The sequence below is a fragment of the Motilibacter peucedani genome, assembly GCF_003634695.1.
GTDB lineage: Bacteria > Actinomycetota > Actinomycetes > Motilibacterales > Motilibacteraceae > Motilibacter > Motilibacter peucedani.
Map to the genome: position 1 here is coordinate 130253 of NZ_RBWV01000017.1, position 21883 is coordinate 152135.

At 75.2% G+C, this 21883-nt stretch carries 20 protein-coding genes and 1 pseudogene; 13 read left to right on the forward strand and 8 right to left on the reverse strand.

All coding sequences use genetic code 11. From position 1 onward, the window contains the following. Positions 1-2: 2 nt before the first annotated feature. Positions 3-704: a phosphatase PAP2 family protein gene (locus CLV35_RS19225; RefSeq protein WP_121195124.1), complete on the forward strand. Its 702-nt coding sequence runs from the start codon at positions 3-5 to the stop codon at positions 702-704. Then, positions 692-2689: a bifunctional phosphatase PAP2/O-acyltransferase family protein gene (locus tag CLV35_RS19230; RefSeq protein WP_121195125.1), complete on the forward strand. Its 1998-nt coding sequence runs from the start codon at positions 692-694 to the stop codon at positions 2687-2689. The genes CLV35_RS19225 and CLV35_RS19230 overlap by 13 nt, the downstream gene beginning before the upstream one ends. Here the strand turns inward: CLV35_RS19230 and CLV35_RS19235 are convergent. Next, positions 2587-3813, reverse strand: coding sequence for a PucR family transcriptional regulator (locus CLV35_RS19235; RefSeq protein WP_231122070.1), 1227 nt, complete (start codon positions 3811-3813; stop codon positions 2587-2589). The two genes, CLV35_RS19230 and CLV35_RS19235, sit on opposite strands and share 103 nt — an antisense overlap. Positions 3814-3933: 120 nt before the next feature. Here CLV35_RS19235 and hpnC point away from each other — a divergent pair, with 120 nt between their 5' ends. Genes hpnC through CLV35_RS19275 form a run of 8 tightly spaced genes read left to right on the forward strand, consistent with a single transcriptional unit; the run spans position 3934 to position 14169 of the window. Continuing rightward, positions 3934-4764, forward strand: coding sequence for a squalene synthase HpnC (gene hpnC, locus CLV35_RS19240; RefSeq protein ID WP_121195127.1), 831 nt, complete (start codon positions 3934-3936; stop codon positions 4762-4764). After that, positions 4761-5621 (forward strand): presqualene diphosphate synthase HpnD, encoded by an 861-nt coding sequence (gene hpnD / locus CLV35_RS19245; protein ID WP_121195128.1) that lies wholly within the window; start codon positions 4761-4763, stop codon positions 5619-5621. Before hpnC ends, hpnD begins: the two co-directional genes overlap by 4 nt. Further along, complete coding sequence (hpnE, locus tag CLV35_RS19250) at positions 5618-6955, forward strand: hydroxysqualene dehydroxylase HpnE (RefSeq protein ID WP_121195129.1); 1338 nt, start codon at positions 5618-5620, stop codon at positions 6953-6955. Before hpnD ends, hpnE begins: the two co-directional genes overlap by 4 nt. Then, positions 6952-7950: a polyprenyl synthetase family protein gene (locus CLV35_RS19255; protein ID WP_231122071.1), complete on the forward strand. Its 999-nt coding sequence runs from the start codon at positions 6952-6954 to the stop codon at positions 7948-7950. The genes hpnE and CLV35_RS19255 overlap by 4 nt, the downstream gene beginning before the upstream one ends. Beyond that, positions 7940-9823 (forward strand): squalene--hopene cyclase, encoded by a 1884-nt coding sequence (gene shc / locus CLV35_RS19260; RefSeq protein WP_121195130.1) that lies wholly within the window; start codon positions 7940-7942, stop codon positions 9821-9823. Before CLV35_RS19255 ends, shc begins: the two co-directional genes overlap by 11 nt. Continuing rightward, on the forward strand, positions 9820-11295 hold the full coding sequence (gene ispH / locus CLV35_RS19265) for a 4-hydroxy-3-methylbut-2-enyl diphosphate reductase (protein ID WP_231122072.1): 1476 nt from the start codon (positions 9820-9822) through the stop codon (positions 11293-11295). Before shc ends, ispH begins: the two co-directional genes overlap by 4 nt. Before the next feature lie 2 nt (positions 11296-11297). Continuing rightward, the gene (hpnH, locus tag CLV35_RS19270) at positions 11298-12302 is read left to right on the forward strand and encodes an adenosyl-hopene transferase HpnH (RefSeq protein WP_121195131.1); all 1005 of its coding nucleotides are present in this window, start codon (positions 11298-11300) and stop codon (positions 12300-12302) included. Between the two features lies 1 nt (position 12303). Continuing rightward, positions 12304-14169, forward strand: coding sequence for a 1-deoxy-D-xylulose-5-phosphate synthase (locus CLV35_RS19275; protein ID WP_121195132.1), 1866 nt, complete (start codon positions 12304-12306; stop codon positions 14167-14169). A 20-nt stretch (positions 14170-14189) separates the two neighbouring features. Here the strand turns inward: CLV35_RS19275 and CLV35_RS20700 are convergent. The 4 genes and pseudogenes from CLV35_RS20700 to CLV35_RS19295 form a co-directional block, all read right to left on the reverse strand. Then, a pseudogene (locus CLV35_RS20700) lies at positions 14190-14816 on the reverse strand (SDR family NAD(P)-dependent oxidoreductase); the annotation flags it as partial. Continuing rightward, complete coding sequence (locus CLV35_RS19285; RefSeq protein WP_121195134.1) at positions 14750-15421, reverse strand: VC0807 family protein; 672 nt, start codon at positions 15419-15421, stop codon at positions 14750-14752. The gene CLV35_RS19285 and the pseudogene CLV35_RS20700, both read right to left, overlap by 67 nt. A 54-nt stretch (positions 15422-15475) precedes the next feature. After that, positions 15476-16372, reverse strand: a complete 897-nt coding sequence (locus tag CLV35_RS19290; RefSeq protein WP_121195135.1) for a DMT family transporter — start codon at positions 16370-16372, stop codon at positions 15476-15478. 12 nt (positions 16373-16384) lie between these two features. After that, a complete protein-coding gene (locus CLV35_RS19295) occupies positions 16385-17497 on the reverse strand; it encodes an AI-2E family transporter (RefSeq protein ID WP_121195136.1) in 1113 nt (370 codons plus the stop codon). Between the two features lie 45 nt (positions 17498-17542). Here CLV35_RS19295 and mgrA point away from each other — a divergent pair, with 45 nt between their 5' ends. After that, positions 17543-18556 carry an L-glyceraldehyde 3-phosphate reductase gene (gene mgrA, locus CLV35_RS19300; RefSeq protein WP_121195137.1) on the forward strand — a complete coding sequence of 338 codons (1014 nt, stop codon included), beginning with the start codon at positions 17543-17545 and terminating at the stop codon, positions 18554-18556. 9 nt (positions 18557-18565) lie between these two features. After that, positions 18566-19123 (forward strand): GNAT family N-acetyltransferase, encoded by a 558-nt coding sequence (locus tag CLV35_RS19305; RefSeq protein ID WP_121195138.1) that lies wholly within the window; start codon positions 18566-18568, stop codon positions 19121-19123. Here the strand turns inward: CLV35_RS19305 and CLV35_RS19310 are convergent. Continuing rightward, the gene (locus CLV35_RS19310) at positions 19066-19665 is read right to left on the reverse strand and encodes a DUF1990 family protein (RefSeq protein WP_183062083.1); all 600 of its coding nucleotides are present in this window, start codon (positions 19663-19665) and stop codon (positions 19066-19068) included. The two genes, CLV35_RS19305 and CLV35_RS19310, sit on opposite strands and share 58 nt — an antisense overlap. Positions 19666-19701: 36 nt before the next feature. Between CLV35_RS19310 and CLV35_RS19315 the strand changes: the two genes are divergently transcribed. Further along, positions 19702-20679, forward strand: coding sequence for an iron-containing redox enzyme family protein (locus tag CLV35_RS19315; protein ID WP_231122073.1), 978 nt, complete (start codon positions 19702-19704; stop codon positions 20677-20679). Here the strand turns inward: CLV35_RS19315 and CLV35_RS19320 are convergent. Then, the gene (locus tag CLV35_RS19320; protein ID WP_121195141.1) at positions 20618-20905 is read right to left on the reverse strand and encodes a CDGSH iron-sulfur domain-containing protein; all 288 of its coding nucleotides are present in this window, start codon (positions 20903-20905) and stop codon (positions 20618-20620) included. The two genes, CLV35_RS19315 and CLV35_RS19320, sit on opposite strands and share 62 nt — an antisense overlap. Then, positions 20902-21828, reverse strand: coding sequence for a Rieske 2Fe-2S domain-containing protein (locus tag CLV35_RS19325; protein WP_231122074.1), 927 nt, complete (start codon positions 21826-21828; stop codon positions 20902-20904). Before CLV35_RS19325 ends, CLV35_RS19320 begins: the two co-directional genes overlap by 4 nt. Positions 21829-21883: the final 55 nt, after the last annotated feature.

Below are 21883 nucleotides of genomic sequence, written 5' to 3' on the forward strand. Positions count from 1 at the left end.
GGATGCGGACCGAGCAGCGTCGCCCGGCCGTCCGGCTGCTCCACGAGCTGGTGGTGCTCGGTGGTCTGTGGCTCGTCTACAGCGTCGGCCGGGGGCTCGCCGGCCGGCACACCACCGGCGCCCCCGGCCACGCCAGCGACGTCTGGTCGCTGGAGCGCCGCCTCCACCTGCCCAGCGAGGCGGCGCTCCAGCGCTTCGCCCTGCACTCCGAGGACCTCGTCAGGGTCGCGAACGTGTACTACGAGTTCGAGCACTTCGTCACCCTCGGCCTGGTCAGCCTCTACCTGCTGCTGGTGCGTCCGGAGAAGTACGACGCGTTCCGGCGGGTGCTGGTCGCGACCACGGCCCTCGCGCTCGTCGGGCACGTCGTCTATCCCCTGATGCCGCCGCGGATGCGGCCGGACTTCGGCATCGTCGACACCGGCGTGCGCTTCGGCCAGTCGGTCTACGGCGCCGACCCGCACAACCACGGGCTGCTCAACCAGTACGCCGCGATGCCCTCGATGCACGTGGCCTGGGCGTTCCTGTTCGCCGGCACCGTCATCTGGGCGGCACGCTCGCGGTGGCGGTGGCTGATGCTGCTCGACCCGGTGGCGACCACGTGGGTCGTGGTCGTCACCGGCAACCACTACTGGGTCGACGGGATCGTCGGCGTGCTCTGCCTGCTCGTCGCCTGGGCAGCGTGCAGCAGATGGCGCCGGTGACGCGGCCGCCGTGGCGGCGCGAGCTGGCGCTGGGGCTCGCGGTCTTCGCCGTCTACAGCGTCGTCTCGGGGCTGGACTGGTCGGGTCGCCGGCAGACCGCCGAGGACCACGCCCACCGCCTGCGGCGCCTGGAGCACGCCCTCCACCTCGACCCGGAGCGCGCGCTCAACTCCTGGCTGGCGCCGCACTCCACCCTGCGGGTGCTGGCGAACTACGAGTACGCCACCACGTACGTCATCAGCAGCTTCGCCCTGCTGTTCTGGCTCTGGTGGCGCCGGCCCGAGACCTACCGCTGGGCCCGCACGTCGTTCGTGGTCCTCAACCTGCTGGGCGTGGCCTGCTTCGCGCTGTGGCCGCTCATGCCACCGCGCCTGCTGCCGGGCAGCGGCATCGTCGACACCGTGCGGCTCGGCCGCACGTGGGGGTCGTGGGGGTCGCCGCTGGTGAGCCACGCCAACGAGCTGGCGGCCATGCCCTCGCTGCACCTGGCGTGGGCGATGTGGGTGAGCGCGGTGCTCGCGCTCATCGCCGGCGGCCGGCGCACGCAGGTGCTCAGCGCCCTGCACGTGCTGCTGACGCTGTTCGTCATCCTCGCCACCGGCAACCACTTCCTGCTCGACGCGGTGGCGGGCGCGGTGCTGGTGTGGCTCTCGACCTCGCTGACGGCACCGGACCGGGTGGCCGCGCCCGACCTGTTCTTCCTGCGGGTGGAGACGCCCGCGGCGCCCCAGCACGTGGGAGGGGTGGTCCTGCTCGACACCTCCGAGCGACCGGCCCCGACGCTCGAGCAGGTGCGCGGCGTCGTGCGGTCCGCGCTGCCTGCGCTCCCGCGCTTCCGCCAGCGCCTGACGACCGACTCGGCCTGGCGGCGGCCGCGCTGGGTCGAGGACGCGACGCTCGAGCTCGACCGGCACGTCGAGCTGCGCACGGTCGAGGGTGAGCAGGGCTTCCTCGACCTGGTCGGCGAGCTGGCCGGCTCGGCGCTCCCGCGCGACCGGCCGCTCTGGCGCGTCGTCCTCGTGCACGGCCTGGCGCCCGACCGGGCGGCGCTCGTGCTGCTCGTCCACCACGTCGTCGCCGACGGCATCGGCGTGGTCGCGCAGGCGCGGCTGCTGCTCGAGCCTCCACCCGGGCCGGCCGCCGCGCCGGGCCGCGACCGGCGGCCCGGGATGCTCGCGCGGGCGGGTGCGACGGTCGTCGGGCTGGCGCAGCTGGCGACCGACGGGCGCCCGCGGCTGCAGCTGCCGGGGGGCGGGCCGTCGCGTGCGTTCGCCACCGTCGTCGTGCCCATGGAGCAGGTGCGCCGCACCGCCCGCGCCCACGGCGCTCGGGTGACCGACGTGCTGCTCAGCGCGGTCGCCGGCGGGCTGTCGCGGGCGGGCGTCGGGGAAGTCGGCGAGCTGCGCGCAGCGGTGCCGCTGATGGTCCGGCGGCCGGGCGCCGAGGGCAACGCCACCTCGGCGGTCATGGTCGACGTGCCGCTGGGTCCGCAGCCCGAGGACCACCGGCTGCGGCAGGTCGCGGCGCGTACGGGTCGGCTGCGCACGCCCACGCGCGCGCTGGCGTCGCGGTTCGTCCAGCAGCGCGTCGGCGCGCTGCTCCCGGCGCGGGCGCACGCCGCGTTCGCGCGGGCGGTCTACGGGCCGGGCTTCCTGCAGGCGGTGGTCTCGAACATGCCTGGTGCCGACGAGCGCCTGGCGCTGGCCGGTGCGCCGCTGCTGGCCGCGTTCCCGCTCGTGCCGCTGGCGCCCGGCACCGCCGTGGGAGTCGGCGCCCTGGGCTGGGACGGCGACTTCTGCATCGGGGTGGGCACCGACCCGGGAGCTGTGGACGCCGGTGCGCTGGCCGCGGGTGTCGCGGCGGTGCTCGACGAGCTGGCGGCTCAGGCCGAGGGCGACCAGGCGAGCGCCAGCACCAGCCGGGCGCGCACGGCGGGGTCCTGGAGCGAGTCGCCGAAGCGGTCGTGGAGCTGGCCCATGCGGTAGCGGACCGTCTGCGGGTGCACGTGGAGCTCCGAGGCGACAGCCTGCCGGTCGCCGAGGTGCAGCAGCCAGGAGGCGAGCGTCTGGACCAGCCGCTCGCGCGTCGCCGGGGCGAGCCCGTCGAGCGGGCGCAGCACCTGCTCGCGCAGGGCCGCGAGCAGCGCGGGGTCGCGCCAGACGATGATCGCGTCGAGGTGCTCGTCGACGAAGAGCGGATCCTCGCGCAGCACGCCGCTGCGGCGCAGCAGCGCCGCGGCCTCGGCGACGTGGAGGCTGGCCGGCAGGTCCTTGACCGGCACGAGCGGCCCGATCACGGCGCCGGCGCCCTGCAGCCGCGTCGCCAGCCGTTCGCGCCGACCCTGCTCGGGCGGGTCGGGGACGATCGCGCCGAGCATCCGCAGCCGCCGCACCGGGAGCATCGAGGGCTCGAGCCGGGAGACGATGCGCTCGGCCGCCGGCAGGGTCGGGTCGAGGAAGACCACGGCTGCCTTCACCGGCAGCCGCCAGCCCGCGCGCGCCGCCGCGGCGGCGACGGCACCGGTGTCGGAGCGGTCCGAGAGCAGCAGCTCCACGAGCTCGTCGCGCATCCGCGCCCGGGCACCGGCGGCATCGGTCTGCTCCTGGAGGAACCCCTCGGCCGACGCCGAGGACAGCTGGTCGACGAGCAGGAACAGCGCCTCGGCCAGCGCCGCCAGACCGCCCGCGTCCACCCCGGCGCCGAGGGCCGTCCGCGAGATGTGCCGCCAGGCCAGGCGCGACCCCACCTGGTAGGCCGCCAGCAACGAGCGCAGCTCCCGGCCCTCGCGCCACTGGGCGCGCCCGATCTCCTCGAAGACCGCGTGCTGCACCTCCGGCTCGTCCGAGCGCGGGAGCGGTCCGGTGCCCGTGGCGGCGATCTCGCGAGCCAGCTCGACCAGGCGCTCGATGCCCAGCCGGCCAGTGCTGGTGACCTCGTCGAGGTTGTCGCGCACGAAGGCCGAGTAGTCGGGCAGCACGTCGGCGAGCGTCTCGGCGAGCTCGCCCAGCAGCGGCGGGAGGCCGGCCACGAGCGCCCCCAGCAGGCGGTCGCGACCGTCGTCCGGCGCACGGCTGGAGGGCAGGCGTACCGTGCGCTCGCTGCCCGCCACACCGGCTCCTCTCGACGCGTCCGTAGGACGAAGCATCTTGTACGGCCGTGACAATTCCCAGCGACTTATTGTGCTCCTGGGGTGCAGACGCCCGCGCGCCGCTGCTCGAAGGATGGGTCCGTGCACTCCACGGCCGAGCTCCACCCGGCAGCCGCGGCGGGCGAGAACTTCCCCGTCGCCCTGCGCGTGCTGCCTGCCGCGACCCGGACCGACCTGCTGGCCGTCTACGACGTGGTGCGCACGATCGACGAGCTGGGCGACTCCGCCGAGGGCGACCGCACCGCGCTGCTGCAGGAGTTCTCCGCGGACCTGCACCGGGTGTGGACCGCGCGGCCCGGCCATCCCGCGCTGGTCGGGCTCGTGCCCACCGCGCGCCGGCGCCGGCTGCCGGAGCAGCCCTTCCAGGACCTCGTCGCCGCCAACCTCATGGACCAGCGCGTCGGCACCTACGAGACGTGGGACGACCTGCTCGGCTACTGCGCCCTGTCCGCCGCTCCCGTCGGACGCCTGGTGCTGGCGCTGTTCGGGGAGTCGACGCCCTCGCGCGTCGAGCGCTCCGACCGCGTGTGCACGGCCCTCCAGCTGCTCGAGCACTGGCAGGACGTGGGCGAGGACCGCCGGGCGGGCCGGGTCTACCTGCCGCAGGAGGACCTGCGTGCGTGGGGTGTGCTCGAGTCCGACCTCGACCGTCTCGCGGCGACGCCCGCGCTGCGCGCGCTGGTGCTGCACGAGACCGACCGGGCCGCGCAGCTGCTGTCGGCGGGCGCGTCGCTGACCCGCGAGCTGCACGGCTGGGCGAGGCTCGCCGTGACCGGCTACGTCGCCGGCGGCTGGGCGACCGTCGACGCGCTGCGCCGCAGCGGCGGCGACGTCCTCTCGGCCACCCCGAGACCGCAGCGGCGCGACGCGGTGCGCCACGGCCTACGACACCTGCTCCGGCGGGCGGCATGAGCACCACGACCGTCAGCGCCTACTCGGTCTGCACGAGCATCACCCGCGAGCAGGCGCGCAACTTCTACTACGGCATCCGGCTGCTGCCGCCGGTCAAGCGCGACGCGCTGTGCGCGCTCTACGCGCTCGCCCGGCGCATCGACGACATCGGCGACGGCGAGCTGGCGCAGGCCGAGAAGGTCGCCGGCCTCGCGGCGCTGCGCGCCGAGATCGAGCACCTGCACGCCAGCAGCGACCCGGTGCTGTGCGCGGTGGCCGACGCCGCACGCCGCTACCCCGTGCCGGTCGAGGCGTTCCTCGAGCTGGTCGACGGGGTCGAGATGGACGTCGTGGGCCACCACTACGCCGACCTGGACGACCTCGTCGGCTACTGCCGGCGGGTGGCGGGCACGGTCGGACGGCTCTGCCTCGGCGTCTTCGGCAGCCGGCCCGACCCGGACGCCGAGTCCTACGCCGACAACCTCGGCATCGCCCTGCAGCTGACCAACATCCTGCGCGACGTGCGCGAGGACCTCCTCAACGGCAGGGTCTACGTGCCGCAGTCCGACCTCGACGCGTTCGGCGTGCAGCTCGAGCTCGACGAGCGGGGGACGCTGGTCGACGTCGACGGCGGGCTGACGCGGCTGGTGCACCACAGCGCGGCGCGGGCGAGGGACTGGTACGCCGACGGCCTCCGTCTCGTGCCCCTCCTCGACCGGCGCTCCGCCGCGTGCTGCGCGGCCATGGCGGGCATCTACCGGCGGCTGCTCGAGCGCATCGACGAGCAGCCGTCCGCAGTGTTCGGTGCGCGGCTCTCGCTCACCGGCCGCGAGAAGGCCGTCGTGGCCGCGCGGGCGCTGACCGGGCTGGGTGCATGAGCGCCGCGCGCCCGGTCACCGTGGTCGGAGGTGGTCTGGCCGGCATCTCGGCCGCCCTGCGGCTCGCGGACGACGGCTTCGAGGTCGTGCTGCACGAGGCGCGCCCGCGGCTCGGCGGGCTGGCGGGCTCGTTCGTCCGCTCGGCCGAGACGTCCGGCCTCGGCGTCGACCTGCAGGTCGACACGGGCCAGCACGTCTTCATGCGGTGCTGCTCGGCCTACCGCGGGCTGCTGCGCCGCCTGGGCGCCGAGGGCGACACGCACCTGCAGCGGCGGCTCGACGTGCCGGTCCGGCGGCCGGGCGTTGCACGTACGTCGCACGTCCGCCGCGCCGCGCTGCCCGTGCCGCTGCACCTCGCGCGCAGCCTGCTCGGCTACGCGCCGCTCACGCTCGCCGAGCGGCTGGCGGCCGCACGCGCTGCACTGGCGCTCGGCAGGGTCGAGCGCAGCGCCGCCGACGGCACGTCGTTCGGAGCGTGGCTGGCGGCGCACGGCCAGGGCTCGCGGGCGGTCGAGGCGCTGTGGGACCTCGTGGGCGTCGCCACGCTCAACGCGCGGGCCGACGACGCCTCGCTCGCGCTGGCGGCGACCGTGTTCCAGACCGGCCTGCTCGGCGAGCCCGGCGGCGCCGACCTGGGGTGGGCGCGGGTGCCGCTCGGGCGCATCCACGGCGACGCGGCGCTCGCCGCGCTGCGGACGGCGGGCGTCGACGTGCGCCTCGGCTCGCGGGTCGCGTCGCTGGAACTGGATGGTAGGGCGGTCGTGCTGGCCGTGCCGCCCGCGGCCGCCGAGCGGCTGCTGCCACCGAGCGCGCTCGACCTGCGGCCGGGGTGGGCCGGCCGGCTGGGCGCCTCCCCCATCGTCAACGTGCACGTGGTGCTCGACCGCCGCGTGCTCGACGGCGAGCTCGTGGCCGGGGTCGGCACGCCCGTGCAGTTCGTCTTCGACCGCAGCGGGCAGTCAGGCCTGCGGGCGCACTCGCCCGACGCGCAGTACCTCGCGGTGAGCCTGTCCGCCGCCGACCGCGAGGTGCGCCTGCCCTCGGCCGAGCTGCTGGCGCGGATGGTGCCGGCGCTGCGCGAGCTGCTGCCTGCCGCCCGCGGCGCGGGCGTCCTCGACGCGTTCGTCACCCGCGAGCCGCAGGCGACGTTCCGGCCGGCGCCCGGGAGCGCCGCCGACCGCCCGCCCGCGGCCACCTCGGTGCCCGGCGTCGTCCTCGCCGGGGCGTGGACCGCGACCGGCTGGCCCGCCACGATGGAGGGAGCGGTGCGCAGCGGGCTCGAGGCGGCCCGGCTGCTCGCGCACGCGCCGACCCCGGAGAGGACCGCCCTGTGATCACAGCTCGCGCCCAGGAGACCGTCCTGCCCACCCTGCGCCGGGCGGTCGCCTCGATGAGCCCGCAGAGCGCGCGGCTGTGCGCCTACCACCTGGGCTGGGCCGAGGTGGACGGCACGCCCCGCGAGGGCGGCGGCGGCAAGGCGCTGCGGCCGGCCCTCGCCCTGCTCTCCGCCGAGGCGGTGGGCGCTCCCGCGTCGACCGCGCTGCCGGGCGCGGCCGCGGTCGAGCTGGTGCACAACTTCTCGCTGCTCCACGACGACGTGATGGACGGCGACGTCGAGCGCCGGCACCGGCCGACGGTCTGGGCCCTCGAGGGCGCGCCGGCCGCCATCCTGGCCGGCGACGAGATGCTCTCTGCCGCCTACGAGGCGCTGCTCGACGCCGCCTCCCCGCACGCGCCGGCGGCCATGCGGCTGCTGGCCTCGGCCACCCGCGAGCTCATCCGCGGGCAGTACGACGACGTCGCCTTCGAGTCGCGCGGGAGCGTGACGCTCGAGGAGTGCCTGGCCATGGCCCGCGGCAAGACGGCGGCGCTGATCTCGGCGAGCTCGGCCATCGGCGCCGTGCTGGCCGGGGCGCCGCCGCGCAGCGTCGACGCGCTCTCGCGCTTCGGCGACAGCGTCGGCCTGGCCTTCCAGCTGGTCGACGACCTGCTGGGCATCTGGGGCGACCCGCAGGTGACCGGCAAGGCGGTCGGCGCCGACCTCCACGCGCGCAAGAAGACCCTGCCGGTGACCTACGCGCTGAGCTCCGCGGGTCCCGAGGCCGCCGAGCTGGCGGCGCTCGTGTCCGCGGGAGGTCCGCTCGACGCCGAGCAGGTGGCCCGGGCCAGCGACCTGGTCGAGGCGGCGGGCGCCCGCGCCTGGGCCGGCGAGCTGGTCGACGAGCTGCTCGAGCGCGCCGAGCAGGCGCTCGACGAGCCCGGGCTCGAGGCGGGCCCGTGCGCGGAGCTCGTGGCGCTGGCCAGGTTCGTGGGGTCCCGTGACCACTGAGACCCTCACCACCGTCGAGGCCGCGCTGAGCCGCGGCGTCGACGCGCTGCGCCGCCTGCAGGACCCGCGCGGCTGGTGGAAGGGCGAGCTCGAGACCAACGTGACGATGGACGCCGAGGACCTGCTCGTGCGCGAGTTCCTCGGCATCCGTGGCGCCGAGGAGACCGAGCAGACCGCCCGCTGGATCCGCTCGCAGCAGCGCGACGACGGCACCTGGGCGACGTTCTTCGGTGGCCCGGGCGACCTCTCGACCACAGCCGAGGCGTGGGTCGCGCTGCGCCTGGCCGGCGACTCCCCCGACGAGCCGCACATGCGCGCGGCAGCAGCCTTCGTCCGTGGTGCCGGCGGTGTCGAGCGCACGCGGGTGTTCACGAGACTGTGGTTCGCGCTGTTCGGGCTGGTCGACTGGGACGACCTGCCCACCCTGCCGCCGGAGCTCGTGCTCCTGCCCCGGTGGTTCCCCTTCAACGTCTACGACTGGGCGTGCTGGGCCCGTCAGACGGTCGTCCCGCTGACGGTCGTGGCGACGCTGCGCCCGAGCCGCCCGCTGCCCTTCGGCATCGACGAGCTCCGCTCGGGAGCCGGACCCCTCGGGCTCCGGCGGCCGTGGACCTGGGAGGGCGCGTTCGAGCGGCTCGACCGGGTGCTGCGGGCCTACGGCCGCCACCCGGTGCGGCCGCTGCGCCGGCGCGCGATGCGGCGGGCTGCCGACTGGGTCATGGCGCGCCAGGAGGCCGACGGCTCGTGGGGCGGGATCCAGCCGCCATGGGTCTACTCGATCCTCGCCCTGGTGCTCCTCGGGCACCCGCTCGACTCCCCGGCCGTCGCCCGCGGGATCGCCGGGCTCGAGGGCTTCCTGGTGCGCGAGCAGACGCCCGAGGGCACCGTGCGCCGCCTCGAGGCGTGCCAGTCACCGGTGTGGGACACCGCCCTGGCGCTGACCGCGATGCTCGACGCGGGCACACCCGCCGACGATCCCGCGGTCGTGGCGGCGGCGGAGTGGCTGGTCGACGAGGAGATCCGGGTGCGCGGCGACTGGGCCGTGCGCCGGCCGGAGCTGCAGCCGGGCGGCTGGGCCTTCGAGTTCGAGAACGACGGCTACCCCGACACCGACGACACCGCCGAGATCGTGCTCGCGCTGCAGCGCGTCCGCGTGCCCGACCAGGCGCGGCTGGACGCGGCGGTCTCACGTGGCATCACGTGGACCGCGGGCATGCAGAGCCGTGACGGCGGCTGGGGCGCCTTCGACGCCGACAACACCCGCGAGCTGGCCTACCGGTTGCCCTTCTGCGACTTCGGCGCCGTGATCGACCCGCCGTCGGCCGACGTGACCGCGCACGTGGTCGAGATGCTAGCCGCGGCCGGTCGCGCCGACGAGGCAGAGTGCCGGCGTGGTGTCGAGTGGTTGCTCGCGGCGCAGGAGGCCGACGGGTCGTGGTTCGGGCGCTGGGGCGCCAACCACGTCTACGGCACCGCTGCCGTGGTGCCCGCTCTCGTCGCTGCCGGCGTCGCGGTGACCTCACCGACCATCTGGCGGGCAGTCCGCTGGCTCGAGGAGCACCAGAACGACGACGGCGGGTGGGGCGAGGACCTGCGCTCCTACACCGATCCGTCGTGGGTCGGGCGCGGCGACTCGACCGCCTCGCAGACCGCGTGGGCGCTGCTGGCGCTGCTCGCCGCCGGTGAGCGCTCGGCTGCTCTCGACGCCGGGGTTCGCTGGCTCGTCGAGCACCAGCGCGACGACGGCACCTGGGACGAGCCGCAGTTCACCGGCACCGGCTTCCCCGGCGACTTCTACATCAACTACCACCTCTACCGGATGGTCTTCCCCGTCTCGGCGCTCGGCCGCTACGTCTCGGGAGGCGGGTCGTGACCGTCACCGTCTGCACCCCGCTGGCCGTCGAGCAGGCGGCGCTGTGCGGCGTCCTGCCGGGCCTGCGCGTCGTGCGCACGGGCATGGGACCTGCGCGCTCCGCCCGCGCCGGCTCCACGCTGCAGGGACCCGCGGTGGTGGCAGGGGTCGGCGGTGCGCTGGTGGCCGGGCTCGAGCCGGGCGACCTCGTCGTGGCGACCGAGGTGCGCGGTGACGGGGACGCGGTCCTCATTCCCTCCGCACCGCTGCTCGCCGCGGCGCTGAGGCGCACCGGGCTGCGGGTGCACCTCGGGCCCGTCGCCTCGACGGCCGCGATCGTCGACGGCACCGCCGAACGCCGAGCTCTGGCGACGTCCGGCGCGGTGCTGGTCGACATGGAGTCCGCCGGGCTCGTGACCGGCGAGGGACCGTACGCCGTGGTGCGCGCCGTCGTCGACACCCCCGACCGCCCGCTGGTCTCCCCCGGCACGCCCGCCCGCGGATTGCGCGCCCTGGCGTCCCTGCGGGCGGCGGCCCCGGCGCTCGAGCAGTGGGCCGCCGCCCTGGGTCCGCGAGAGGTGGTCCTGGCCGGGCCGCGCTCGTTCTGCGCCGGTGTCGAGCGCGCCATCGACATCGTCGAGCGCGCGCTCGACCGCTACGGCGCGCCTGTCCACGTGCGCCGCCAGATCGTCCACAACGCCCACGTCGTGCGCTCTCTCGAGGAGCGCGGCGCGGTGTTCGTGCAGGAGCTCGAGGAGGTGCCCGAGGGCGCGGTGGTGGTCCTCGCGGCTCACGGCGTCAGTCCTGCCGTGCGCGCGCAGGCCGAGGCGAGGCGGCTGACCGTCGTGGACGCCACCTGCCCGCTGGTGGCGAAGGTGCACACCGAGGTGCGGCGCTACGCCGGTCGCGGCGACACGGTCTTCGTCATCGGGCACCGCGACCACGAGGAGGTCGAGGGCACCGTCGGCGAGGCCCCCGGCGACGTGCTGGTCGTCGAGGACGCGGCCGCCGCCCGCGTGATCGCGCCACGGGACGCGGGAAGGGTCGCCTACGTCATGCAGACGACCCTCGCCGTCGACGAGGCCGAGGAGGTGGCGGGCGTCCTGCGCGAGCGGTTCCCCACCCTGTCGGCCCCCCGGCGCGACGACATCTGCTACGCCACCACCAACCGCCAGCAGGCGGTGCGGGCCGTGGCCGCCCAGACCGAGCTCGTCCTCGTGGTCGGCTCGGCGAACTCCTCCAACTCGCGCCGATTGGTCGAGGTGGCCGAGCGGTGCGGCACCACTGCGTACCTCGTCGACGACGTCGGCGACATCGATCTGCGCTGGCTCGCGGGAGTGAGCCGGATCGGCGTCACTGCAGGCGCTTCTGCGCCTCCCCACCTGGTCGACGAGGTGGTCGCCGCCCTGTCGGGGCTGGGGACCACCACTGTCCGAGAGTCCTCCGTCGTCGACGAGGACGTCCGCTTCACCCTGCCTCGGGAGGTGTCCTGACCGTGGCGATGCCGCTGCGCCAGAACCTGAAGATCGGTGCCTACCTGCTCAAGCAGAAGGCGCTGCGCCGCGAGAAGTACCCCCTCCTCGTCGAGCTCGAGCCGCTGTTCGCGTGCAACCTCAAGTGCGCCGGCTGCGGCAAGATCGAGCAGCCCGCATCCGTGCTGCGACAGCGCATGTCGGTGGAGCAGGCGGTCGGTGCGGTGCTGGAGAGCGGCGCGCCGGCGGTGTCCATCGCCGGCGGCGAGCCCCTGATGCACAAGCAGATCGACGAGATCGTGCGCCAGCTGCTCGCCAAGCGCAAGATCGTCTTCCTGTGCACCAACGCCGTGCTGCTGCCCAAGCACATCGACAAGTTCACCCCGCACCGCAACTTCGCGTGGATGGTGCACATCGACGGCCTCCGCGACCGGCACGACGCCTCCGTCTGCAAGGACGGCGTCTTCGACCAGGCCGTCGCGGCCATCAAGGACGCCAAGGCGCGCGGCTTCCGCGTCATGACCAACACCACGTTCTTCGACACCGACTCGCCGCAGGACGTCATCGACGTGCTCGACTTCCTCAACGACGAGCTCGGCGTCGACAACATGCAGATCTCCCCCGGCTACGCCTACGAGAAGGCCCCCGACCAGGAGCACTGGCTCGGCGTCGAGCAGACCCGCGCGCTGTTCTCCAAGGCGTTCGCCGACGGGCGGCGCAAGCGCTGGCGCCTCAACCACTCGCCGCTGTTCCTCGACTTCCTCGAGGGCAAGACCGACTTCGAGTGCACACCGTGGGGGATCCCGTCCTACTCGCTGCTCGGGTGGCAGCGGCCGTGCTACCTGCTCGACGACGGCTATGCGGCGACCTACCGCGAGCTGGTGGAGGAGACCGACTGGTCGAAGTTCGGCCGCGGCAAGGACCCGCGGTGCGAGAACTGCATGGCGCACTGCGGCTACGAGCCGACGGCCGTGATCGCCACGATGGGCTCGCTGCGGGAGTCGGTGCGGGCCGCGGTCGGAGCCTGAGGTGACGGTACGGTGCCCGGCCGACCTGCGCGCCCTACCGGCCGACCGCCTCCCGGAGCTCGCCGCGCAGCTGCGCGACGTGCTCGTCGACGTCGTCCCGCGTACCGGTGGCCACCTGGGCCCGAACCTCGGCGTCGTGGAGCTGACCCTGGCGCTGCACCGGGTGTTCGAGAGCCCCCGCGACCCGCTCGTCTGGGACACCGGGCACCAGGCCTACGTCCACAAGATGCTCACCGGGCGCGCTGCCGCGATGGGCGGGCTGCGCAGCGACGGCGGCCTCTCGGGCTACCCGTCGCGCGCCGAGAGCGTGCACGACCTGGTGGAGAACAGCCATGCCTCGACCTCGCTGGCCTACGCCGACGGGCTGGCCGCGGCGTTCGCGCTGCGCGGCGAGGACGACCGCACGGTGGTGGCGGTCGTCGGCGACGGCGCGCTCACCGGCGGCATGGCGTGGGAGGCGCTGAACAACTGCGCCCGCACCCCCAGGCGCCCCTTGGTCGTCGTGCTCAACGACAACGAGCGCTCCTACGCCCCGACCGTCGGCGGCCTGGCCGAGCACCTGGCGCGGCTGCGCGCCGGCGACGCGCCCTCGGTGTTCGAGCAGCTCGGCCTGGGCTACCTCGGGCCCGTCGACGGCCACGACGTCGGCGCGCTCGAGGCGGCGCTGCGCCACGCCCGCCGCTCGCGGCGCACGGTGGTCGTGCACTGCGTGACGCGCAAGGGCGAGGGCTACGCGCCCGCGCTCGCCGACGACGTCGACCGCATGCACGCGGTGTCTGCGCCCGCCCCGAGCGACCGGCCCTCGTGGACCTCGGTGTTCGGTGCCGAGCTGGCGGCTGTCGCGGCCGTGCGCGACGACGTGGTGGCGCTCAGCGCCGCGATGGTCGCGCCGACCGGGCTCGACCGGCTCGCGGCGGTGGCGCCGGAGCGGGTGCGCGACGTCGGCATCGCCGAGCAGCAGGCGGTCACCTCGGCGGCCGGGCTGGCGATGGGAGGGATGCACCCGGTGGTCGCGCTCTACGCGACGTTCCTCAACCGCGCCTTCGACTCCACGCTGCTCGACGTGGGCCTGCACCGGCTGCCCGTGACGCTGGTGCTCGACCGCGCGGGAGTCACCGGACCTGACGGGCCCAGCCACCACGGCCTGTGGGACCTCGCGCTGCTGGCCATGGTCCCCGGCATGCGGGTGGCCGCGCCGCGCGACGCGACGCGGCTGCGTGAGCTGTTGAGGGAGGCGCTCGACACCGCCGGGCCCACGGCGCTGCGCTACCCCAAGGGCTGCACCCCGCCCGACCTGGAGGGGACCGGGCGGCTCGGGCAGGCCGACGTGCTGGTCGCCGGCGACGGAGCACAGGTGCTCGTCCTGGCGACCGGCCCGTCGGCGCACGCCGCGGTGGAGGCGGCCCGGCGGCTGCCGGGCTTCGGCGTCACGGTGGTCGACCCGCGCTGGGTCCTCCCCCTCGACCCCGAGGTGATCGCGGCGGCCGCGCGCCACCGCCTGGTCGTCACCGTCGAGGACGGCGGTGCGGTCGGCGGCTTCGGCGACGCGGTGGCCCGCGCCCTGGCGGGCTCGGACGCCCGGGTCGTGCCCCTCGCGGTGCGCCAGGAGTTCGTGCGCCACGCCGAGCGCGACGTGCTGCTGGCCGAGCACGGCCTGGACGCCGACGGCATCGTGGCCGCGGTGCTGACGTCTCAGCCGAAGCGTCGGGCCAGGCGGCGGTACGTGCCCGGTGCGGCCCCGGCGAGCCGCGCGGGGATCGTCAGCCAGCGCGGCTCGAGCCTGCGCGGCCTGCCCGACTCGAGCGAGTCGACCACGACGCGCGCCACGCGCTCGGCGCTCCTGGGCCGCGGGAACCGGCGGTCGTAGGCGCCGCGGGTCGTGAAGAACTCCGTGTCGACGACCCCTGGCGAGACGGTCGAGACCGAGACGCCCGTGCCTACGAGCTCGTCGCCCAGGGCATCGGCGAACACCGCGAGGGCCGCCTTCGTGGCGCTGTAGGCCGCCTCCCCCGGCACGCCGACGTGTCCCGCGATCGAGCCGACCAGCACGATGCCGGCCTGCGGACGCTCGAGCAGCGGGGGGAGGGCCGCGCGTGCCAGCAGCAGCGGGGCCCGGACGTTCACGTCGACCAAGGACGCCAAGCGGTCCTCGGGCATCTCGGCGAACGGCCCCGCCCAGCCGACGCCGGCGTTGGCGACGACGCCGTCGAGCCGGCCGTAGTGCTGCAGGACCCGGCCGACCAGGCTGGTGGCGGCGTCGCGCTCGGCGAGGTCGGCGACGAGCCGCAGACCGGCGGGTACGCGGTCGAGCGCCCCCCGGTCGCGGCCGGCGGCGACCACGACGGCCCCGCGGTCGTCGAGCTCGCGCGCGGTGGCGGCGCCGAGCCCGCGGCTCGCGCCGGTGACCAGGACGACCGCGTCGGCGAGCTGCACCCCGGACCGGGCGCTCAGGCCGCGGAGAAGCGCAGGCGGATGCCGTCGCGGGCCAGCGCCCGCCAGCCCAGCACCGAGCACAGCCCGACGGTCAGCAGGGTGAGCAGCGGGCTGAAGAGCCCGCGCCCGATCAGCGCGAGGTCGAGCGAGGAGCGCAGGAACCCGACGCTCATCGTGGCGTCGAGCAGCCGCGACACGCCCCAGACGAGCGCGACCTGCGTGAACATCCGCCGGGTCGCCCGCCGTTCGAGCACGTGCGGCGGCAGGGCCACGAAGTCGCGGGCCAACCGCATGGTGATGGGCCGGCCGAGCGCGGCGCTGCCCAGGAAGAGCAGGGCTAGCACGCCCGAGCCGACCGCGGGCTGCACGAGGTAGAGCAGCGCGCTCGAGGTGGCCATGGCGATGCCGGCGCGGCCGGTGAGCATGCTGGTGCTGAGCAGCAGCGTTCCGGGCACGTGGCGGGTCACGACCCAGCGCACGAGCAGCGCGAGGTAGCACCAGCCGAGCGCGGCACCCAGCGCGGGGACGACGCCCACGACGTGGATGAGGACCGCCAGCAGCAGTGTCGGCACGAGCACCGTCTCGAGCAGCAGGCGCCCGGCGCGCACCAGCGTGGGCCGGAGCGCCGCGAGCTCGACGACGACGTGGCCCTCGGCCGGGCTGCGGTGGTGCTGCGGTGCGGTCATCGAGCTCCTCGGTCCCTGCGGGCGTGCGGTCTGCGGGTGTTCGGGTCTCTGTCCCTATCGTGACACGGGAACCGCGGCTGTAGCGCCCGCTCGGCTGTAGGGGCTGTGGGCCAGGCCCACGACGCCGACGACGAGCAGCAGGCCTGACGCCGACAGGGTCGCCAGCGCCCCGGGGCTGTCGGGCAGGCTCACGTCGAACGCCAGCACGCCGACCAGGTAGCTCGCCGCGGGGTTGGTGATGGTCATCGCCGAGATCGCGAGGGGCAGCGCACCGGCGGTGAAGGCCTGCTGCTCGAGCAGCAGGCCCAGCAGCGTCGAGCCGGCCAGGCAGTAGCCCGGCCAGTCGACCGCCGTGGCGGCCACCCCGCGGTGCAGCAGGTCGGTCGCGGTGAGCTTCATGAGCACGGCGCTCTGCGCGAAGCAGAGCCCGGCGGCGACCGAGGTCAGGAAGGCGTGCCGGGCGCGGGGGCGGCCGGCGGCGACGCGTACGAGCACCGTCACCAGCACCAGCGTGGTGGCCAGCGCGAGCAGCACCTTGGCGCGGTCGGGCTGCGCGTCGGTCTCGGAGCGGTGCCCGACCGAGAGGAACAGCGCCACGCCGGCGCAGACCGTGGCGGCGGCGAGCCAGTCGCGGCGGGCCGGCCACCGGCGTGCCCACGCCGAGGCCAGCGGCAGCGTGAAGAGCAGCTGGGTGACCAGCAGCGGCTGCACGACCGAGACGCTGCCGAGGTGCAGGGCCGCCGCCTGGCTGAGGAAGCCGCCGAGGTTGACGACCCAGCCCAGCAGCCAGACCCGCGAGCGCACGAGGCTGTGGACCAGCGTCACGACCGGCAGGGCCGAGGAGGTGGGCCCGGCGGCGCGCGCGATGCCGTGCGCCGAGTGCTGCTGCAGGCTCGCTGCCGCCGCGAACAGGAACGCGGCGAGCAGGCCCAGCACGACGACGGTCGGCACGGGGACAGTCTGCTAGAGGAGGGGGACGCCGCCGCCGGTCGGGCGGCCCGGCAGCTCGCCCGGCGGCCCAGCCTCCGAGGGCAGCAGCACCACCGCGGGGGCGGTGCCGCGCGCGTAGCTGAAGGCGGCGTACGCGGCGGCGGTCAGCGGGACGGCCAGGACCGCGCCCACGAGCCCCTCGAGCACCTCGCCCACCGTGACCGCGATGACGACCGCCAGCGGGTGCAGGCGCACGTAGCGCCCGACGAGGAAGGGCTGCAGGACGTGGGCCTCCAGCTGGTTGTCGAGCGTCAGGATGCCGACGAGGACGGCCGCAGACACCCAGCCGTGGGCGGCGAAGGTCACCAGCACCGCAGCACCGCCGAAGATGAAGGCGCCGACGATCGGGATGAAGCTGCCGAGGAACACCAGCACCGAGAGCGGAGCCACGAGCGGCACGTCGAGCACCACCAGCGACACGGCGACCACCACGCCGTGGATGACGCCGATGATCACGGTGCCGCGCACCCAGCCGGCCAGCCGCTGCCACGCCTGCGCGCCGGCCTCGTGGGCGGTGGCCCGCCGGCCGCGGGGCAGCATCGCGACGACCCACGACCAGACCCGGGCGCCGTCGTAGAGCAGGTAGAAGGTGATGAACAGGGTGAGCACCGTGCCGGCGAGGACATGGCTCGCGACCTCGAGCCCGTTGAGCACGCCGCCGACCCCGCCGCTGCTGCGGCGCAGCGCGTCGACCGCGTCGTTGCGCCACCCGGCGAGCGTCTCGCTGCGCACCGGGAGCCGGTCGAGCGCCTTGCCGAGCTCGTCGGCGATCTCGCCGGACTCGGCGATGGCGCGGTTGGCGATCCACCAGACGACCAGCCCGATCGTGCCCAGGCCGACGACCAGCACGATCCCGGCGGCGCCGGCCGCGCCGACGCCGATCCGGCGCAGCAGCCGCACGGCCGGCATGGCCAGGGCGGTGAGCAGCACGGCGGCGATGATCGGCAGCACCACCAGCGAGAGCCGCTCGACGACGCGCAGGAGCAGCCACGCCCCCACGCCGAGCAGGATCACCCGCCACGTCCACGCGGCGGCGGTCTGCAGGCTCTCGGGCACCCCGCTGGGGCCTGGTGTCTCGACGTCCATGGTGGGCAGGAAACTACTCCCGACGCCACCCCTGCTGGAGGAACCGTGCCCTACGACGCCGCCGAGACCCGCTACGACACCATGGCCTACCGCCGCGTGGGGCGCAGCGGGCTGCTGCTGCCCGCCGTGTCGCTGGGCCTGTGGCACAACTTCGGCGAGGGGACGGCCCTCGAGACCCAGCGCGCGATCCTGCGCCGGGCGTTCGACCTCGGCGTCACCCACATCGACATCGCCAACAACTACGGCCCGCCGCCCGGATCGGCGGAGACGGGGTTCGGCGAGGTGCTGCGCACCGACCTCAAGCCCTACCGCGACGAGCTGGTGATCGCGACGAAGGCGGGCTACCGCATGTGGCCCGGGCCCTACGGCGAGTGGGGCTCGCGCAAGTACCTGCTCGCCAGCCTCGACCAGAGCCTGGCGCGCACCGGCCTGGACTACGTCGACATCTTCTACTCGCACCGGCCCGACCCCGACACCCCGCTCGAGGAGACGATGGGCGCCCTGGCCAGCGCGGTGCAGCAGGGCAAGGCGCTCTACGTCGGCATCTCGTCGTACTCCCCCGAGCAGACGCGCGAGGCCGCGCGGATCCTCGCCGGGCTCGGCACCCCGCTGCTCATCCACCAGCCCCGCTACTCGATGTTCGACCGCTGGGTCGAGGACGGCCTGCTCGACGCGCTCGACGAGGTGGGCGCGGGCTCCATCGCGTTCTCGCCGCTGGAGCAGGGCATCCTGACCGACCGCTACCTCGACGGCATCCCCGAGGGCTCCCGGGCGGCCGGCTCGAGCCCGTTCCTGTCGGCCGAGCAGGTGCAGGCCACGCTCGGGCGGGTGCGCGCCCTTGACGAGCTCGCCCGCAGCCGGGGCCAGAGCCTCGCCCAGCTGGCGGTCTCGTGGGTGCTGCGCGGCGGCCGGGTCACCTCGGCGCTGGTCGGCGCCAGCAGCGTGGCGCAGCTGGAGGCCAACGTCGCCGCGGTGGCCGACCTCGAGTTCGCCGACGACGAGCTGGCCATGATCGAGGACGCGCTGGCCGCCGGTGGGGAGGACGGCGCGGGCCGGTAGATTGCGCTCGTGGCCGACCTGCTGACGACCGACCGCCTGGTCCTGCGCGACTGGACCGCCGACGACGCCGAGGCTGCGCTGGCGGTCTTCGGCGACGCCTCCGTCGCCCGCTGGCTGACCCCTGCGCTCGAACGCCCGGGCGACGTGGAGGCTATGCGCGAGCACCTGGCGCGCTGGGCGGCCGAGGCTCCCGGGCTCGTGCCGCCCTACGGCCGGTGGGCCGTGGTGCGCCGCGAGGACGGCGCGGTCATCGGCGGCATGGAGCTGCGCCCGCTGCCGCCGCACGACGAGGACGTCGAGATCGGCTGGCAGCTCGCCCCCGGCGCCTGGGGCCACGGCTACGCGACCGAGGCCTCCCGCGCGCTCGCGCGCTACGCGTTCAGCCAGGCGACCGACGAGGTGTTCGCCGTCGTGCGCCCCGGCAACGAGCGCGCCGGTGCGGTCGCGAAGCGCCTGGGCATGGAGTGGGTCGGCGAGACCGACAAGTACTACGACCTGGTGCTGCAGGTCTACCGGCTGCGGCCCTCCGACCTCGACGCGGTCGAGCGCGACACCGCCCGGGCGTAGGCCCGGGTGTAGCCCGCGATCGCCAGCCGCGCCAGCGGCGGGGCCAGGCGCGCGAGCAGCGCGACGGCCCGCGACACCGAGCGCGCGGTGAACACCACCTCGCCGCTGACCGGGTCGCGGGTCACCAGGAAGCTCTCCTCGCCCACCTCGGGGTGCGGCGGCACGGTGCCGTAGGCGAAGCCGAACCGGTGCGGCTCGTCGACGACCCGCACGATGCGGCACACCCCGACGATCGCGCCCAGCGGCGCCCCCGCCGTGACCGCCACCACGGTGCCGACCGCCAGCGGCGCGGCGGGCGGCTCGACGCGTACGCGTGCGCCGCGGTGCGCGTCCCACGCCAGCAGCGCCTCCCGGGCGGCGAGCCACACCTGCTCCCCGCTCCCGAGCGAGCGGCGGCCGACGCTCTGGCCCCAGCCCCGCGGCGGCGCCACGTCCTCGAGGCTGATGCCGACCTCGGCGTAGGACTGCGGGGCGTCCGCGCGCTGCGCGAGCAGCGCGGCCAGCTGGGCGCGCGAGGGGCGGCGGAGGCGCACCGAGCGCATCAGCGCACCTCTTGGGGGCATAGGGGGTCCATGCGCATGCCTCTCTCCCGCGGCCCCGTGTCGTCGGCGCTCCTCCACGACCTACCCACCGGCACCGTCTCCGAGCCCACCCTCGCGCTCGCGGCGGAGCTGGCGGCGGACACCTCCGACGCGCTCGCCGACGACGACCTGCAGGTCTCGCTGTTCGCGCTCTACGAGCTGCACCACAGCGGCCTCGAGGGCGTCCCCGACGACGCGGAGTGGGACCCGCAGGTGGTGCGGGCGGCCCGGACGCTCGAGCGCGCGGTCGAGCGCGACCTGCGCCCGCTGGTGGCCGACGTGCGCGACCCGGGCGGGCCGGTCGACCTGGCGCTGGAGTCGGTGATCGAGCAGCTCGACAGCGGTCCGTCGCTCTCGCGCCACCTCTCGCGCCACGGGACGCGGGAGCAGTGGGCCGACTTCCTGGCCCAGAAGTCGGTCTACCACCTCAAGGAGGCCGACCCGCACACGTTCGTCATCCCGCGCATCAGCGGGCGGGCCAAGGCCGCGCTGGTCGAGATCCAGTCCGACGAGTACGGCGGCGGCAGCCCCGCTCGCATGCACTCGGCACTGTTCGCGCGGATGATGCGCGAGTTCGGCCTCGTCGACACCTACGGCGCGCACGTCGACACGACGAGCGCCCCTTCCCTCGCGGCCACGACGCTGATGACGATGTTCGGCATCTCGCGGCGCTGGCGCGGCGCGGCGGTCGGGCACCTGTGCGGCATCGAGATGACCTCGACCGAGCCCTGCCGCCGGCTGGGCGCCGGGCTGCGGCGCCTGCGCTGCAGCGAGGCGAGCACCGTCTACTACGACGAGCACGTCGAGGCCGACGCCGTGCACGAGCAGTTGGCTTCCAAGGACCTGGCCGGCTCGCTGGTGGCGGCCGAGCCGGGCCTGCGGGCCGACGTGCTGTTCGGGACCGCGGCCTACCTCACGGTGGAGGCGCGGATGGGTCTGCACCTGCTGCAGGGCTGGTCAGCTCTCGCCGCCTGAGCTCGGCGGCCGGGCGGGGCCGGGCGGGCGAGCTGCCCGCCCGGAAGCCCGCGCGCCGGTGCGAGCCGTCGCAGAAGGGCTTCACGCCCGACTTGCCGCAGCGGCAGAGCGCGACCGTCTCCCGACCGGGGTCGATCTCGGCGCCGTCCTCGTCGACCAGCCGGAAGCTCCCGCGCACGATGAGCGGGCCGTCGCGGTAGGGCGTGATCGTGGGCTCGTCGCTCATCCGGCGTGGGGCAGGCGCACCTGCAGGCGGCCGGCCTCGACCCGGACGTCGAAGGAGTGCTGCTTGACGGTCGCCGGACCACGGACGACCTTGCCGTCGGCCAGGGCGAAGGTGCTGCCGTGCCAGGGGCAGGTCACGCAGGTGGCGCCGTCGACCTCGGAGAGCGTGCCCTCGTGGAGCGGGCCCGACAGGTGCGAGCAGCGGTCGGAGAGCACGTCGATCTGCTTGCCGCGCCGCACGACGAGCAGCGGCACGTCGCCCAGGTGCTGGAGCGCCGGTCGCCCCTCGGGCAGGTCGTCGATGGCGCACACGTCGTTCCATCCCGGCGGCACCAGGTGCGGCACGTCCTCGACGTGGTTGACCCCCGCGCCCTGCCGGTAGGCGAGGTGGCCGCCGAGGTAGCCGCCGACGCCGATCGCGCTGAGGCCGGCCAGGCCGAGCACCCGCGCCGACACGGGCCGCCCGCGCAGCCGCGCCACCAGGCTGGCGGCGTAGAAGGCGACGCCGAGCCCGTTGGAGGCGGCGTGCACGAGCCCGACGCGCTGCTGCTGGGGGTGGAGCTCGGACCAGTCGGCGAAGCCGGCGGCGGCCGCGGGGACCGAGGTGGCGATGCCGGTGGCGATCAGGACGGGCACGGCGCTGCCGGTGCGCGGCACGAAGTCGAGGGTGCTGGCCGAGATGAAGGCGCCGGCCGGCAGCAGCACCATCGCGGGGTGCACCGGGTGGCCGACCGGCACGCCGTGGAGCAGGTCGGTGACCGCGGGCGAGGCGCCCGTGAGCCGGCGGACAGCGGTGAGCAGCGGCTGGGAGACCTTGTCGAGGACGCCGGCGTCCTCCACCTTCTCCATGGACCGCTCGATCGTCGTGGTGAGGCGCATGCTGTCCCACTTCCCCCGGCCCGGCCACAGCGAACGTGCGGCCACTTGAACCAGTTTTGGACAACTTTGCCACGGGGCAGGGGTGGGGAGGAAGCACGTA

Excerpts from the sequence above, each read along its gene's own strand:
- CLV35_RS19225 (WP_121195124.1), top strand. The coding sequence starts at position 3 with ATGCGGACCGAGCAGCGTCGCCCGGCCGTCCGGCTGCTCCACGAGCTG.
- CLV35_RS19230 (WP_121195125.1), top strand. The coding sequence starts at position 692 with ATGGCGCCGGTGACGCGGCCGCCGTGGCGGCGCGAGCTGGCGCTGGGG.
- hpnD (WP_121195128.1), top strand. The coding sequence starts at position 4,761 with ATGAGCACCACGACCGTCAGCGCCTACTCGGTCTGCACGAGCATCACC.
- hpnE (WP_121195129.1), top strand. The coding sequence starts at position 5,618 with ATGAGCGCCGCGCGCCCGGTCACCGTGGTCGGAGGTGGTCTGGCCGGC.
- CLV35_RS19285 (WP_121195134.1), bottom strand. The coding sequence starts at position 15,421 with ATGACCGCACCGCAGCACCACCGCAGCCCGGCCGAGGGCCACGTCGTC.
- CLV35_RS19295 (WP_121195136.1), bottom strand. The coding sequence starts at position 17,497 with ATGGACGTCGAGACACCAGGCCCCAGCGGGGTGCCCGAGAGCCTGCAG.
- CLV35_RS19310 (WP_183062083.1), bottom strand. The coding sequence starts at position 19,665 with ATGCGCTCGGTGCGCCTCCGCCGCCCCTCGCGCGCCCAGCTGGCCGCG.
- CLV35_RS19315 (WP_231122073.1), top strand. The coding sequence starts at position 19,702 with ATGCCTCTCTCCCGCGGCCCCGTGTCGTCGGCGCTCCTCCACGACCTA.
- CLV35_RS19320 (WP_121195141.1), bottom strand. The coding sequence starts at position 20,905 with ATGAGCGACGAGCCCACGATCACGCCCTACCGCGACGGCCCGCTCATC.